Genomic DNA, 13,574 nt, shown 5'->3' with positions numbered 1-13,574 from the left:
ACATTTTCAATAAATAACCATGCTAGAAATAGAACGCAAGTACTTAGTCAAAAATACAGATTTCTTAAAAGAGCTTAAAGGAAAACGCATTACCCAAGGCTATCTTTCTACAGATCCTGCACGTACGGTAAGAGTGCGCATTAAAGGAACTCAAGGTTTTATTACCATAAAAGGAATGTCTACGGACAGCGGTCTCACAAGATATGAATGGGAAAAAGAAATCACCATTGTTGAGGCTGAGGAATTGCTAGAACTTGCATTACCAGGAGTGATAGATAAAACGAGATATGAAATTGTGATAGAAAATCATACTTGGGAAATAGACGTATTTCACGGCGCAAACAACAACCTAGTAGTTGCCGAAATAGAACTACAAACCGAAGAAGAAACTTTCACTTTACCTCAATGGATTGACAAGGAAGTTACTGGTGATACTCGTTATTATAATTCTTATTTAAGTGAAAAGCCTTTTAGTGAGTGGTAGTTAAAATTTAATCCCAACACCTACACGCAATACGTTACGCTTTCCGCCTTCAAAACCTAGTTGGAAATCACTTATTTGTCGGGATAGACCTATCCCATAACGTGCCTCGATGAAAAAGTCCTTTGGAAGATCGTATTGAAATCCAAAATCTAATCCAGCGCCAAAATTTCTATCGATTTCTAAACTTTCATTCACTACGATTTGGGCTTTGGGCCCAGCAAAAGCCCAAAAATTCCTTCCTACTTGTCTTTTAAATAAGATAGGAATTTCTAAAAACATGTTTTCATCTGTGAAGGAAAAAGTCGCTTCATTTTGGAGGTTCCATTTGTTACTAATTTTTGTATCTATGAATAAACCTCCATATAATTCGGTGCCTACAAAACCACTTAATCCACCAGTATTAGAATCGATGGCTGTGATATCGGAAAAATTAACTCCCATTTTATAGCCAAATCTACTACTACCTTTAATCTCACTTCGCTCTTTTCTTTCTTGAACTACTTTCTCTTTCTTTTCTTTTTTCTCTCTGTTGCCATTTCCAAATGGGAAAAATGCTAACGAAACACCTGCTTGATGACCATCAAATTCATACTCGCCCGTTTGTGTTTCTCCATTAAAATCATTTGAATACGTATATTCTCCAAAGTAAGCTGGAGCAAAGGAATGACTATAAAACGCTTGAGCTCTTACAGGAAGTGCACCCAGTTTAAAGTTGTAATTGAGACCTAGCAACAATGATGGTCTAAATATTCTGTTGCGCTCTGTAGATTCGTATCTGATTCTATTACTGCTAGCATCTCCATCTACAGAAGTACCTAGTCCGACATCATTAAAAGATCTGAAGTTAATTTGTGGAGAAACGGCAATGCCAAAGCTATTTTTATCATTGCTTAAAATTTGATATTCAAAAGGAGCTGACAGTATAATATTAAGCTCAGAACCAGATGATGTTCTAGACGTAGAGAATCTGTCTAATCCACTATCTGGGGTGATAACCGTTTCATCTATTATTCTAATCCAATCTATTTCGGCACTTGGAGATAAAGTCCATTTATTTCCTAAGCTAAAATCATATCCTAATCCCAATCTAAAAGTTGCATTCGTCGGAACATAGGTTTCATATCCAGCAACGTTTAAATCTGAAGAGAAACTAAAGTTATCTGCATAACCTACTTTAACATGTAAGTTTTGATACCAATTTGTAGTATCCTCTTGTGCATTTACTGTAATATAAGATAACAGTAATACGGTCAGTGTAATAAGCTTAGTTTTCATTTAAGGTCGTTTAGTTGTATGAAATTAACTCAATTTGAATGAATTTAGTGTGCGTTAATTTTTTATTTAGCCTTTAATTGCCAATACTTTACTTAAACCTTAAACTCATTTTCACATCATTCCCATCCTCATCTACAGCAGTAATTATATGTTTTCCTGGGGCAGCGCTTAATGCAATTTCATGAAAATCTTTAGTGCTCGTTATATAGTCCTCGTCGAGATACCAATAGACTGTTGTATTAGGAATTTTATGGGCAAGCTCAAAAACGGTCTCGTTTGTTTTTCCTTCTATGTTTTTAGTGAGCGTGATAGTCGTTCCAGCATTAGGTCTTATAAAAGTCATGACATTTTCTACAGGTGATTCACAATCTGCTCGATAGGGTGGAAGTGGTTCATAATCGGGATGTGTTCTACGGTAGTACCAGGCCATTACTGGTGGTAGGGTGAAATAAGATTTTGCAACCATGTTAGAAACTGGTTCACAGTCTGCATTTACCTGATGGGATTGTGTAGCATCGAGTTGCACGAGTTTGTGGTATGGGCAAGAATCATAGCGTTCTCCTACGGCAGGAATCCATTGTTTCTCGATCTCACATTCAGGTGTGGCGAGATAACCTGACTTTTTACAGATATCTATTTCAACCATATCATCATACGGCGGCGCAAACCATTCTTGTTGTGGTAATCTATTGAATAAGTCAAATAGCACTGGCGCCGCACTTTTGATTCCGGTCATTTCGGCACGTCCTTCTCCGTCAGCATTTCCTGTCCATACGCCTATCACGTAACGTGGCGTGACGCCTATCGCCCAGGCGTCTCTATTTCCATAGCTGGTTCCTGTTTTCCATGCCATGTTGTGATTAGGATTAAAAAAGTGCCAGATCTCTTCGCCTTCCGGTCGGTTGACATTTTTCATGGCTTCAAAAGTGTGGTAAATACTTCCTGCACCATAGATATGAGGTGTTGTTTTTAAGTCCGCTTTCGCGAAAGCGTTTCCATCATCCTCCACATAGTGCAATCCATCCATGACGTTGTGATTGTATTCACTACTCGTTTGAGTGTACCCTTTTAAAATGGTTGCCATAGATAGATAAGCATGGCTCATGTCCCATAAACTGCTCTCGCCACCACCTATAATCAAACTCAGTCCATAAGTTCCCGCACCACGATTGATGTGTGATTGACCTAAATCTTGCAATTTGTCATAGAATCGAGTAACACCATGATCGCGTAGCATGCGCACCGCAGGTACATTGAGTGATCGCGATAAGGCTTGTGAAGCCGGAACAGCACCGCTATAATTCTTGTCAAAGTTTTGTGTGTTATAACCATTAATAACCGTAGGTATATCTTTTACGAGGCTGTGAGGTAATAGTTCGCCATTATCCAGCATGGTGGCATATAAAAAGGGTTTTAAAACGCTGCCAGTACTACGTGGAGCGGTAATAATGTCCACATCTTTCTGGTGTTCTCTGGTAGTAGGAGCATTTCCCACATAAGCAGATACCGATTGGTTTTCAATGTCCAGAACTAACATGGCGAGGTTGTTAATACCGTTTTGCTTCAGAATATGATGATGATTTTGTACGATGCGGTTGACTGTTTCCTGCATTTGATAATCAATCGTGGTTCTGATTTTTTGAGTGCCGTATTGCTTATTTGCTCTATTCAATAAATGAGGTGCCAGTTGCGGTACTCTAAAATCTCGAGTAGGAACAGATTCTGAAACAGCCAGTTCATAATCCATATCATCAATAATGTTTTCCTCTTTTAACTTGAGCAGTAATGCATCTCGTTTTTCTCTGAGTTGGCTTTCTCTTTTACCAGGATAAATTAAACCTGGTGCATTAGGCAAAACAGCCAGCGTGGCACTTTCTGCCCAGCTGAGTTCGTGTGGTTTTCTTCCAAAATACCGCCACGACGCCATATCGAGTCCTATCACATTACCACCATAAGGCGCATGAGAAGCATAGAGTTCTAAAATTTCTTCTTTAGATAATCTCAACTCAAGCCTTGTTGCCCAGATAAGCTCTATAAATTTCTCATAGTATTTTCTATCCTTTTTTCGCGCAAGCCTAATCACTTGCTGTGTAATTGTACTACCACCACGCACGACTTTGCCAGCGTTCATGTTTTCTTTAAAAGCCTTAACAATAGAAACTGGATTGAATCCTGGATGCGCGTAAAAATGCGCATCTTCATATTGCAACAAACACTTTTTATATTTATAGGGAACACTATCTACGGCCGGAAATCGCCACTGATCATCACTGGCGATATGCGCATCTAACAAACGCCCATCACTACTTTCTATTACCGTCGAGTACGGAACATCAAATAATTGCTTTGGCAAGCACAACGTATACCACACGAGTAGAATAAAAGCGATGCTTAATTTGAATTTATGTTTGAACAGGAATTTTTTCACTGTTGAAAGCTAAGAATAGTTTTATAATGATTTTATTTTTTGAACAGCTTTGTTACTTTTTTGTATTGCTCCAAAACTTAACCAAATAAATCTACGCTTCATTACTTTTTAAACTTAAATACATCTAATGGTATAAAGACTTCATTTTTTTTCCAACCGATTTACCATTTTCAGCAAACTGTGGTGGTTCTACACCAAATTCTTTGGCTTTTTGAGAATAGTAACTTTTTCTAGATTCATGTGGTTCACTAATTGCGTGAACTATAGAAGTTTTTAATTCTTCAGTTATGAGCTTTTTTACTATATCAATTACATGTTGCCTATGAACAAGATTTATTGGTGCATCTGGATTTGAAACGCCCTTACGACCAGCGAGCATTTTTATAGGATGTCTATCGCCGCCTATTAAACCACATGGTCTTAAAATCGTCGTGTTGGCAAAGAAGTCTTGAACTAGCAACTCTGCTGCATAGATTTTTTTGCCATTACTACTCGTGCTGTTAGGTCTGCTGTTTTCATCATAAACTGGAATGTCTTGCGCATCTTCAAAAACAGAAGTGCTCGATACAAAAATGACATGTTCAACAGTTGCCGTATTTACAAATGTCATGAGCAATTTCATGCGCTGGGCAAAATCACTTTCTGGATTTTTACGCAGTCCAGGCGGAATGTTGATGAATAGCACATCTATATTTCTTAGAAAATCGGCTACATCACCGTAGAGTTTATCTTCTTTTAAATCAAGGATATAACCATCTATTCCAACTTCTTTTAAGTTGGCTAGTTTATCTTTATGACGTACGGTTCCTTTTACGGGAAATCCTTCTGTAACAAGTTGTTTTCCTAACTCTAGACCGAGCCATCCACAACCTAAGATACCGATTGTTTTCTTATTCATTTGACAGTATTGAATCGGTTACTACGGTAGGCCTATTAAGTGTTATATAGCGTTTTCTTAAAATAGCATCGTTAAGAACAAACGGCATACTCATTTGCTCTAATGGTCTAGGTTTTACATCTAGCGCCTCGGTTTTAAGTAGGTTAAATGATGCTGCATAGAACTGGAATTCTGGCTCGACATCAGCTTTAAAAGTAAGCTCTAATTCTAGTGGTTCATTGTTAGTTACATAGTAGCTCAACATGCGATTTCCCCATCGATTAGGTAGCGCTTTTTTAGAGACTTTGGCCTTATAAACTTCTTTACCGTTTACTTTTCCGTCTTCAAAAACATAAGTCGTATCGCAAAACACTTCTAAACGCTGGATGACAGATTCACTGTAGATTTTCATTTTTACTGTTCTTAAATTTGCGTGTAAACTATCAATTAATGTGTCTACCATTACAGGAGCTAATTCTTTATATGGTGCTGTGGCTGCATAGCTGAAACCGGTTCCGTATTTTGAATCGATGGTGTTTTTATTAAGTTCGCTGGCTGCTGCTGGCGATTCTCCCAGTTTTGCTTTGGTCCAGTCTGTCAGGACTTCGTCGTATGTGGCCCATTGTGCGGTCTGGTCGTCTTGGTTTTGTATGTAGACTAGACTAGTTGATTGTGGTTGTGATGGTGTAAATTCCGCTTTCGCGAAAGCGTATCCCACACAAACTAACGTTGCTATCAATCCTATGAAGGATAGTAGGTCTTTCCTGCGATAATGTCCAATAATAGGAATCAATAAACCTATCAACAGTGTGGTGAGAATAGCGGCTACAAATAAAATTCCCATACCTAGTGCCACTGGAAATGCTTTGACAAACGGTGTGAAAATGAACAAGGCAGGTACCGCGAGAATAACGAGTAAAATGTAACTAGGTCTGCGCTGGTTAATATTGAGCCATACCATAAGCAATCCTGCTATGAGCGGTACTAGAAAGAATCCGGCACCTGGTAAAAATACACCTGGTATTAAACCACCATCACCTACAGGGAATGCTATTAATAAACAAACCAGCCACAAAATAAATAATGGCGCGATACTTAAACTAGCTACATTATCCTTCTTATAATATTTATGATACAAAAAGAAACACAAGGTTGCTGCTGTCATTGCCGCTGCTGCGATAAGCCAATAACCGTTGTATGGAAAACCATGTTGCTGATCGACATAAAAAGAGCCACTTTTGATTCCTACCCAACCATAGTTACTTAATAAATACCCTATGATTAAACTACCTAAAAACGGAACAAATCCTGCCAGAATCTGACCAAAGGAAATGCGTCTTTTTCTAATACCATAAACAATGAGTACTACTAGCAATAAACCGCTACCTATAATTAAAAATGGCAGCCATTTAAATGGAAAACTCACCATTTTAATGATGGGCATAGGGAAATAAACGTAATCATCACCTTCAGGAACTTTGAGCTCATCACTAAGGTCAATGTTTGATAAATGATTCATCAATGGCATTAAATAGGCGCCTTGATGAGCTAGTGTATTACGATCTAAGCGCTCATAGTTATCTAATTCTGTATGGTAGTCGTAATGGTCACCTATGAAGGCAAAATTAAGTCCGTTGATATCGCCATCTTTTCTAAAAACGGTGAGGTCAGTATCATTAGGAATCATTTTATATATACTGTAGGCAAGTGAGTTGGCCACTGGATATTCTACTCCAGCATTTGAAAATTCTTCAATAATCTTGCGGTTACCACCATTAGTTTCTACAAGCATATAACTAGGTCCACCGCTACCACGAGCTTCAAAGTTAAGAACCATCGCAACGTCTTGTGCCCATGGATGTTCATTCACAAAAAGTTCTGCACCGTTAAGGCCTAGTTCTTCAGCATCAGTAATACAAATTATAATGTCATTAAGAGGTTGTTTATTTTGAGCAAGAAACGTGCGCACACCTTCTAAAATGGTAGCGACACCACTAGCAGCATCGCTGGCACCTTTACTAGAATGTGGATCGCTGTCATAGTGACTTAATAATAAAAGAGCTTTACTGTTTTCTTGAGAACCTTTAATACGTGCCAGAATATTTTCTGGATTTGCCAGGTTTCCCCATGGATCCATGGTGTAGCCTTTTTGGGTAGTAACTTGCAATCCCATTGCTTGCAGTTGAGTAACTACATAGTCTCTTACATCATCATGGGCTGCACTACCTACATGGTGAGGCTGTACAGACATCGCCTTAACGTGTTCTAGCGCTCTTGCCGTAGACCACTCAGTTGCTGGCAAACTATCTTCCACTGCTGCAGATGGTGTCTGACTATAAAATACATACCATATGATGGCGATAATTGTTAGAAACGATAATGCTGATGATAAATGGGATTTAGGTTTAAAGGATCTCATTTTTTTGAATTTGGTGGTTTGTTGTATCTCACACTTTAAAAAGATAATGGATAAAGATACTTATATGGGTTTTTATTTAATAATGGCTGATACTTATGTAATGACGATGATATAAAAATCAAGTCTCTCTTTTGACAATTAAATAGGAATCATCATCCATAGGTAAGTAACCTTGATCATAAACAAAGTAATACACCGTACCTTTCTTTGTGGTGTAAATACTGGTAAATAGGGTGAAATCAAAACCGTTTGCTAGTAACTTGTTGCGTGTAGTTTTAGTCTTGTCTTTAGGGTTAAGCTCACTAAGGATTCGCCAGTTTTTACGCAGTCTGTTGTTAATATTGCGCATGAGTGCATTACTGTCTCTGTTGAGTTTATTGTTTGCCACGTTGCGACAATAATCGCTGCAAAAGCGCTTATCTGCACGACCTCTTATCTCTTCATTGCATTCAGGACATTTTCTTTGAGATGTCATAAAAATGGTTTTGTTAAAGGTACTAAATGTTTACAAATGGATAATTGTCAATACTTTTAATCAGTGGTGAATTGAGTTACTATCAATATCCTTTATTTTATTATTACAATTAGGTAATTATCTAAAAGGTATACCGACTATAAAACTTCTATTTTTGCACAAAGCAGTACTATGAAAAAAGGAGTTTTACTGGTAAATCTGGGATCACCAGATAGCCCTAGCCCTAAAGACGTTAAAAAATATCTAGACGAGTTCTTAATGGATGAGCGCGTTATAGATTTACCATATATTTTGAGAGCAATTTTGGTAAAGGGAATTGTTTTAAATACAAGGCCTAAGAAAAGTGCTGAAGCTTATGGAAAGATTTGGTGGGATGAAGGAAGTCCTTTAATCGTACTATCTGAAAGGTTACAAGAAAAAATAGACGAGTTTACCAGTGTGCCTATTTCTTTGGCAATGCGTTATGGTTCTATGTCTATAGAAAGTGGTTTAAAAGAATTGAATGATAAAGGCGTAGATGAGGTGTTGATTATTCCTTTATATCCTCAATTTGCGATGGCAACTACAGAGACCATTCTAGTTCTAGCAGAAGAATTACGTCAGGAACATTTTCCTCATATGTCTTTTACTACAATGCCACCTTTCTACAATCATCCAGATTATATAAGAGTGCTTTCTGAGTCGATAAAAGAATCTCTAGAAGGAAAGGATTATGAGCATTTATTGTTCTCATATCATGGGGTTCCTAAAAGACATATTAGAAAAAGTGATATTACTAAAAGTCATTGTAAAATGGATGGTAAGTGTTGCTCAACACCATCGCCTGCACACGAGTTTTGTTACAGTCATCAATGTAAAGAAGTTACTCGATTAGTAGGTGAGTATCTAGGAATGGAAGATGGAACATATTCTACTAGTTTTCAATCACGACTAGGGTTTGATCCATGGTTAACACCATATACGGATCGAACTATTGAAAAAATGGGTCTGGGCGGTACTAAAAAAATGGCTATTGTAACTCCAGCATTTGTTAGTGATTGTCTAGAAACATTAGAAGAAATTGCTATGGAAGGTGAGGAGATTTTTCACGAGGTAAATGGAGAACAATTTCATGTTATTCCATGTTTGAATACTAGAGCAGATTGGGTTAAAGTATTATCGCGATGGATTGATGAATGGGCTATGAGTGAAGCAACTGCTTAGATAGTTAATCTCGATTTCGCGAAAGCGTATCTTAAATATTAATTGAAAAATTATTAAAAAAAGGCCTTTGAAAATAAAGGTCTTTTTTTTGCTATACATTTACCAGATATGAATTCTAAACAACCTACAAAATCTCAATTATTAGGTACAGATTCTATACCGGCGTTACTTATACAGCAAGCGTTACCAGCTTCTATAGGTATTTTAGTGATGTCATTAAATATTTTAGTAGATACTATTTTTGTAGGTAACTGGATAGGTTCTATTGCGATTGCTGCCATAAATGTTGTTTTACCAGTTTCATTTTTTATTGCTGCACTAGGAATGGCTATAGGTATAGGTGGTTCAAGTATTATATCTAGAGCTTTAGGCGCAGATAATTATGAGAAAGCTCGCAAGGTATTTGGCAATCAAATAGCTATTACGTTAGTTATTACCATTCTTTCAGTTGTATTTGGGCTGTGGTTTATGGATTCATTGGTGTATTCTTTTGGTGGTAAGGGAGCGATTTTTGAGCCAGCAAAAATTTACTACCGCATTGTACTATACGGTGTTCCCGTTTTAGCATTGTGCATGATGGGTAATACGGTTATCCGTGCAGAAGGTGCACCTACACATGCGATGATTGCCATGTTAATCCCATCAGTCGGTAATTTATTATTGGACTACATTCTTATTAATAAATTAGAAATGGGAATGGAAGGCGCAGCATGGGCGACAACTTTAAGTTATGGATTGTGTTTTGTTTATGTCGCTTGGTTCTTTGTCTCAGGAAAAAGTGAGTTAGTAGGGACATTAAAAGACTTAATACCTGACTGGTTGATTTTAAAAGAAATAGGTGGATTAGGTTTTGTGACTCTATCTAGACAAGCCATGAGTAGTGTTCTTTATTTAATTTTAAATAATGTGTTGTTTGAATTAGGTGGAGAAGAGAGTGTTTCTGTGTTTGGGATCATCGGTCGTATGATGATGTTTGCGCTGTTTCCTGTAATGGGTATAACACAAGGTTTCTTACCTATTGCAGGTTATAATTATGGAGCACAAAAATGGGAACGTGTGCGAGAAGTGATTTTTACATCTATTAAATTTGCCTGTGGTTTAGGAGTACTCATATTTTTAGGTCTCTTTTTCTTTACTCGTGAAATAGCTAGCATTTTCACAGACAATACCGTGGTCATAGAGGAAACTTCATTTGCATTGAAATTAGTATTTATAGCAGTACCTATAATTTCTATTCAACTTATAGGAGCAGCATATTATCAAGCTATAGGAAAGGTGATACCAGCTTTATTACTTACCCTACTGCGCATGGGGTTTATTTTAATACCGTTAATTTTAATATTGCCTAGTATATATGGTGAATTAGGTGTTTGGATAAGTTTTCCTATTGCTGATGTACTTTCTACAGTCATTACAGCTTGGTACCTTTGGGTAGCAATGAAGAAATTGAAGCTTGAAATAACAGTATAGTTGATTTTGTTTCGCTTTCGCGAAAGCGAAACAATTAAATTTTCTTCAAACTTGTTTTTTGCTATGCGTGCATATAATATCTTTACCCTAAATAAAGATGGCAATGTATACTAAAGAATTTGACGTGCGCTGGAGTGATCTAGACGCAAACAGACATATGGCAAATAGTGCTTACCAAAACTTCATGAGTCATACACGTATGGCGTTTTTAATTGATAACAATTTTGGGCAGCGAGAAATGGCACATTATGAGACAGGTCCTGTGATTTTTAATGAGAACATTTTCTATTTTAAAGAAATTCACCAGGGAAGACCTATCACAGTGAGTTGCGAGGTGACTGGTATGAGTGAAGATGGTAGCCTTTTTAGTTTCAGACATAACTTTTATGATCATAAAGGACGTAATGTAGCGCGTGGTTTAATGACTGGTGCATGGATGAATTTGAGAGAGCGCAAGATCACATCTCTACATCCAGAATTACATGAGAAGATAAAGCATTTCCCAATGTCAGATGACTTTAAAATACTCAGTAAGTTAGATACTAGAGCACACGGACAATTCCCGCAAGACCGATAAACCTGTTTTCTTATATCAATAAGTTAATATAATTGGTTTTAAAGCAGGTAATTGATTTTCAAATATTTATTTGTTATATTTAAGTATGAATTCAATTAGGGAATCTGTTTTCTATCCAGAGGTGTTAAAAGAAATAAATATGCATTATGGCAATTTTTATTTTTTTGACGGTTTTATTGTGTCTGAGGTGTTCAAAAATGTAGTTTTTGGATGGGAAGAGGCTAAACCTATCATTAATGCAGCAACATCCTTTTATAATACAGATGGTAGCAAACTAGTTTATATTTCAAATAGAATAAATAAATACTCTGTTAAACCAGTAGATTGGTTCCATTTTGCAAATTACTCTTTTAAATTAATGGGATATGGAGTTGTAAATTATACAGATCCAGGTTTAATTAATTCTAAATTAGAATCCTTATTTGTAAAATCTAAATTCAAGTCCTTTACTAGTCTAATGGATGCTTTACAATGGGCAGCAGCATTAAAGAATTCAGTAAATAGTTAACCTGCTTTTTTAGGAATACTAGTTATAAATACTCCTGTAAAAATAAGTCCACCAGCAACTAATTTATATCCAGTAATCTCATCTTTATCCAATCCTATAGCTATTAAAGTCGCTAGTAATGGTTGTAGATATACAAATACAGCAACAACACTAGGTTTAAGCGTCCTTATTGCTATAATATTAAGCATATAAGTCCCGAAAGTAGCAAAAAGCACCACATATCCTATATATAATAAGGTGTCTGTATTTGCTGTGCTAAAATCAAAAGCTAAACCTTCCATCATACCAAAAGGTGTTATGAATATGACACCAAATAGATATAACCATTTCATTAAAGTAAAAACATTATATCGCGTGGTCAGTTTCTTTGCCAAGATGATATAAAATGAATAAGAAATTGCATTAATAAATACCAAAAAATTACCCAAAGTTGGATTTGTAGCATCCTCACTACCACTGCTGTTAGATAATAGAATTAATAATGCAGCACCACTGAAACCTATTAGAATACCTAATATACGACTTGCATATAGTCGTTCTTTTAAGAAAACAGCACTTAATACTAATACGATTATAGGAGTAGTTACCATAAGCACTGATGCGCTTATAGGAGAGGTAAGTGATAAGCCTTTCATAAAGGTTATCATGTTAAAACCTACCCCACAAAAGGCAGCAAGAGCAAGTAGAGGTAATTCTTTAAGAGGTACTTTTTCCTTAGGTCCTACTATGGTTGCTATTATCCAAAAAATGACACAGGTAACCACAACTCTATACCAAACAAGACCAAAAGGCCCTACAAATTCTGGTGTTACTTCTTTTGCAGCGGTAAAATTAAATGCATAAAAAAGCGCTACTAAAAAGCCACATATTATGGCGACCGACCTTTTGCTCATTATGAAATAGCCTCTTTAGCTGCAGCAACTACTTTCTTAGAATTACCTATATAAGCTTGGTTATTATATATAAGAATCGGTCTTTTTAAGAACGTATAATGATCCAGTAAAAGATTTTTATAATCGTCTTCTGTTAAATCTTTTTCATGAAGACCGCGACCTCTGTACAATTGCGCTCTTCTGTTAAAAAGTGCTTCATAAGAGCCTGCTTGCTCTTTTAGAAATTCAACCTGCTCTATAGTTGCAGGTTCTTCTTTTGTGTTTTGTAAAGCGATGTCGTCAGTAAGTTCTAACTCACCTTTAATGCGTTGACAAGTATTACAGCTATCTAGATAAATGAATAGATTTTTCATATAGCAAAATTACGATAGCTTTTTTGATAAGGAATATCTTTATCCCTAATATTAATTAATTTGCCTGTTTCGCTTTCGCGAAAGCGGAATAAAATCAACTGTAATTAAAATACAAAATCATATGAATCACTTATTTGAACATAATCTAACCACTAGAAAGATCTTTCTAAGCCTTATAGACCAGCTTACCGTAGATGAATTAAATCTGATTCCAGAAGGTTTTAGAAATAATATCATCTGGAATATTGTGCACAGCATCACAGCGCAACAAGGTCTGGTTTACGGACTGTCAGGTCTGGAAAAATCTGTAACCAAAGAATTAGCAGATAAATACGGTAATGGGACCACTCCAGATAGTAAGGTAAGTAAAGAACAGATAGAAGAGTATAAAATCATGCTAGTGGACCTTATCGTAAAAACTAAAGTAGACTATGAAAACGGTGTTTTTAAAGAGTTTAAAGAATATACAACCAGTACTGGTTACACAATGCGCAATGTAGAAGAGGCGTTGAGCATGAATAATATTCACGAAGGCATACATCTAGGTTATGCTCTTGCTATTAGAAAGGCGATTAAGAGTAATTAAATAAATTTTAAAAGGCAAGCCGTTTT

Annotated in this window: 13 protein-coding genes; 6 read left to right on the top strand and 7 right to left on the bottom strand. The window is 36.4% G+C overall.

Annotated elements, in window-relative coordinates:
* The first annotated feature begins 19 nt into the window (after positions 1-19).
* Positions 20-484: a CYTH domain-containing protein gene (locus tag IL45_RS08560; RefSeq protein ID WP_036582793.1), complete on the top strand. Its 465-nt coding sequence runs from the start codon at positions 20-22 to the stop codon at positions 482-484.
* Here IL45_RS08560 and IL45_RS08555 read toward each other — a convergent pair whose 3' ends face one another.
* From IL45_RS08555 to IL45_RS08535, 5 genes are all read right to left on the bottom strand, one after another.
* The gene (locus IL45_RS08555) at positions 485-1,759 is read right to left on the bottom strand and encodes a porin family protein (protein ID WP_036582792.1); all 1,275 of its coding nucleotides are present in this window, start codon (positions 1,757-1,759) and stop codon (positions 485-487) included. It lies immediately after the preceding gene.
* A gap of 88 nt (positions 1,760-1,847) precedes the next feature.
* Complete coding sequence (pbpC, locus tag IL45_RS08550) at positions 1,848-4,112, bottom strand: penicillin-binding protein 1C (protein WP_316930410.1); 2,265 nt, start codon at positions 4,110-4,112, stop codon at positions 1,848-1,850.
* A gap of 199 nt (positions 4,113-4,311) precedes the next feature.
* On the bottom strand, positions 4,312-5,085 hold the full coding sequence (locus IL45_RS08545; protein ID WP_036582788.1) for an NAD(P)H-binding protein: 774 nt from the start codon (positions 5,083-5,085) through the stop codon (positions 4,312-4,314).
* The gene (locus IL45_RS08540) at positions 5,078-7,483 is read right to left on the bottom strand and encodes a M28 family peptidase (RefSeq protein ID WP_036582787.1); all 2,406 of its coding nucleotides are present in this window, start codon (positions 7,481-7,483) and stop codon (positions 5,078-5,080) included. Before IL45_RS08540 ends, IL45_RS08545 begins: the two co-directional genes overlap by 8 nt.
* Before the next feature lie 118 nt (positions 7,484-7,601).
* The gene (locus IL45_RS08535) at positions 7,602-7,958 is read right to left on the bottom strand and encodes a hypothetical protein (protein WP_036582785.1); all 357 of its coding nucleotides are present in this window, start codon (positions 7,956-7,958) and stop codon (positions 7,602-7,604) included.
* A gap of 171 nt (positions 7,959-8,129) precedes the next feature.
* Here IL45_RS08535 and hemH point away from each other — a divergent pair, with 171 nt between their 5' ends.
* The 4 genes from hemH to IL45_RS08515 all read left to right on the top strand — a co-directional run bounded on the left by hemH (position 8,130) and on the right by IL45_RS08515 (position 11,716).
* The gene (gene hemH / locus IL45_RS08530; protein ID WP_036582783.1) at positions 8,130-9,161 is read left to right on the top strand and encodes a ferrochelatase; all 1,032 of its coding nucleotides are present in this window, start codon (positions 8,130-8,132) and stop codon (positions 9,159-9,161) included.
* A gap of 108 nt (positions 9,162-9,269) precedes the next feature.
* Complete coding sequence (locus IL45_RS08525; protein WP_036582780.1) at positions 9,270-10,631, top strand: MATE family efflux transporter; 1,362 nt, start codon at positions 9,270-9,272, stop codon at positions 10,629-10,631.
* A gap of 103 nt (positions 10,632-10,734) precedes the next feature.
* Positions 10,735-11,208, top strand: coding sequence for an acyl-CoA thioesterase (locus tag IL45_RS08520; RefSeq protein ID WP_036585222.1), 474 nt, complete (start codon positions 10,735-10,737; stop codon positions 11,206-11,208).
* A gap of 85 nt (positions 11,209-11,293) precedes the next feature.
* A complete protein-coding gene (locus IL45_RS08515) occupies positions 11,294-11,716 on the top strand; it encodes a hypothetical protein (RefSeq protein ID WP_036582779.1) in 423 nt (140 codons plus the stop codon).
* On the opposite strand, the gene IL45_RS08510 is transcribed toward IL45_RS08515, so the two are convergent.
* A complete protein-coding gene (locus tag IL45_RS08510) occupies positions 11,713-12,609 on the bottom strand; it encodes a DMT family transporter (protein ID WP_036582777.1) in 897 nt (298 codons plus the stop codon). The two genes, IL45_RS08515 and IL45_RS08510, sit on opposite strands and share 4 nt — an antisense overlap.
* The gene (locus IL45_RS08505) at positions 12,609-12,962 is read right to left on the bottom strand and encodes an arsenate reductase family protein (protein WP_036582774.1); all 354 of its coding nucleotides are present in this window, start codon (positions 12,960-12,962) and stop codon (positions 12,609-12,611) included. Before IL45_RS08505 ends, IL45_RS08510 begins: the two co-directional genes overlap by 1 nt.
* Positions 12,963-13,083: 121 nt before the next feature.
* Here IL45_RS08505 and IL45_RS08500 point away from each other — a divergent pair, with 121 nt between their 5' ends.
* Positions 13,084-13,548 carry a DinB family protein gene (locus IL45_RS08500; protein WP_036582772.1) on the top strand — a complete coding sequence of 155 codons (465 nt, stop codon included), beginning with the start codon at positions 13,084-13,086 and terminating at the stop codon, positions 13,546-13,548.
* Positions 13,549-13,574: the final 26 nt, after the last annotated feature.

The organism is Nonlabens ulvanivorans, from assembly GCF_000732625.1.
Taxonomy (GTDB): domain Bacteria; phylum Bacteroidota; class Bacteroidia; order Flavobacteriales; family Flavobacteriaceae; genus Nonlabens; species Nonlabens ulvanivorans.
Note: the sequence above shows the minus strand (reverse complement) of the source record. Positions and strands in the feature narration are given on the sequence as shown.

Excerpts from the sequence above, each read along its gene's own strand:
- IL45_RS08560 (WP_036582793.1), top strand. The coding sequence starts at position 20 with ATGCTAGAAATAGAACGCAAGTACTTAGTCAAAAATACAGATTTCTTA.
- IL45_RS08555 (WP_036582792.1), bottom strand. The coding sequence starts at position 1,759 with ATGAAAACTAAGCTTATTACACTGACCGTATTACTGTTATCTTATATT.
- IL45_RS08545 (WP_036582788.1), bottom strand. The coding sequence starts at position 5,085 with ATGAATAAGAAAACAATCGGTATCTTAGGTTGTGGATGGCTCGGTCTA.
- IL45_RS08540 (WP_036582787.1), bottom strand. The coding sequence starts at position 7,483 with ATGAGATCCTTTAAACCTAAATCCCATTTATCATCAGCATTATCGTTT.
- IL45_RS08535 (WP_036582785.1), bottom strand. The coding sequence starts at position 7,958 with ATGACATCTCAAAGAAAATGTCCTGAATGCAATGAAGAGATAAGAGGT.
- hemH (WP_036582783.1), top strand. The coding sequence starts at position 8,130 with ATGAAAAAAGGAGTTTTACTGGTAAATCTGGGATCACCAGATAGCCCT.
- IL45_RS08525 (WP_036582780.1), top strand. The coding sequence starts at position 9,270 with ATGAATTCTAAACAACCTACAAAATCTCAATTATTAGGTACAGATTCT.
- IL45_RS08520 (WP_036585222.1), top strand. The coding sequence starts at position 10,735 with ATGTATACTAAAGAATTTGACGTGCGCTGGAGTGATCTAGACGCAAAC.
- IL45_RS08515 (WP_036582779.1), top strand. The coding sequence starts at position 11,294 with ATGAATTCAATTAGGGAATCTGTTTTCTATCCAGAGGTGTTAAAAGAA.
- IL45_RS08510 (WP_036582777.1), bottom strand. The coding sequence starts at position 12,609 with ATGAGCAAAAGGTCGGTCGCCATAATATGTGGCTTTTTAGTAGCGCTT.
- IL45_RS08505 (WP_036582774.1), bottom strand. The coding sequence starts at position 12,962 with ATGAAAAATCTATTCATTTATCTAGATAGCTGTAATACTTGTCAACGC.
- IL45_RS08500 (WP_036582772.1), top strand. The coding sequence starts at position 13,084 with ATGAATCACTTATTTGAACATAATCTAACCACTAGAAAGATCTTTCTA.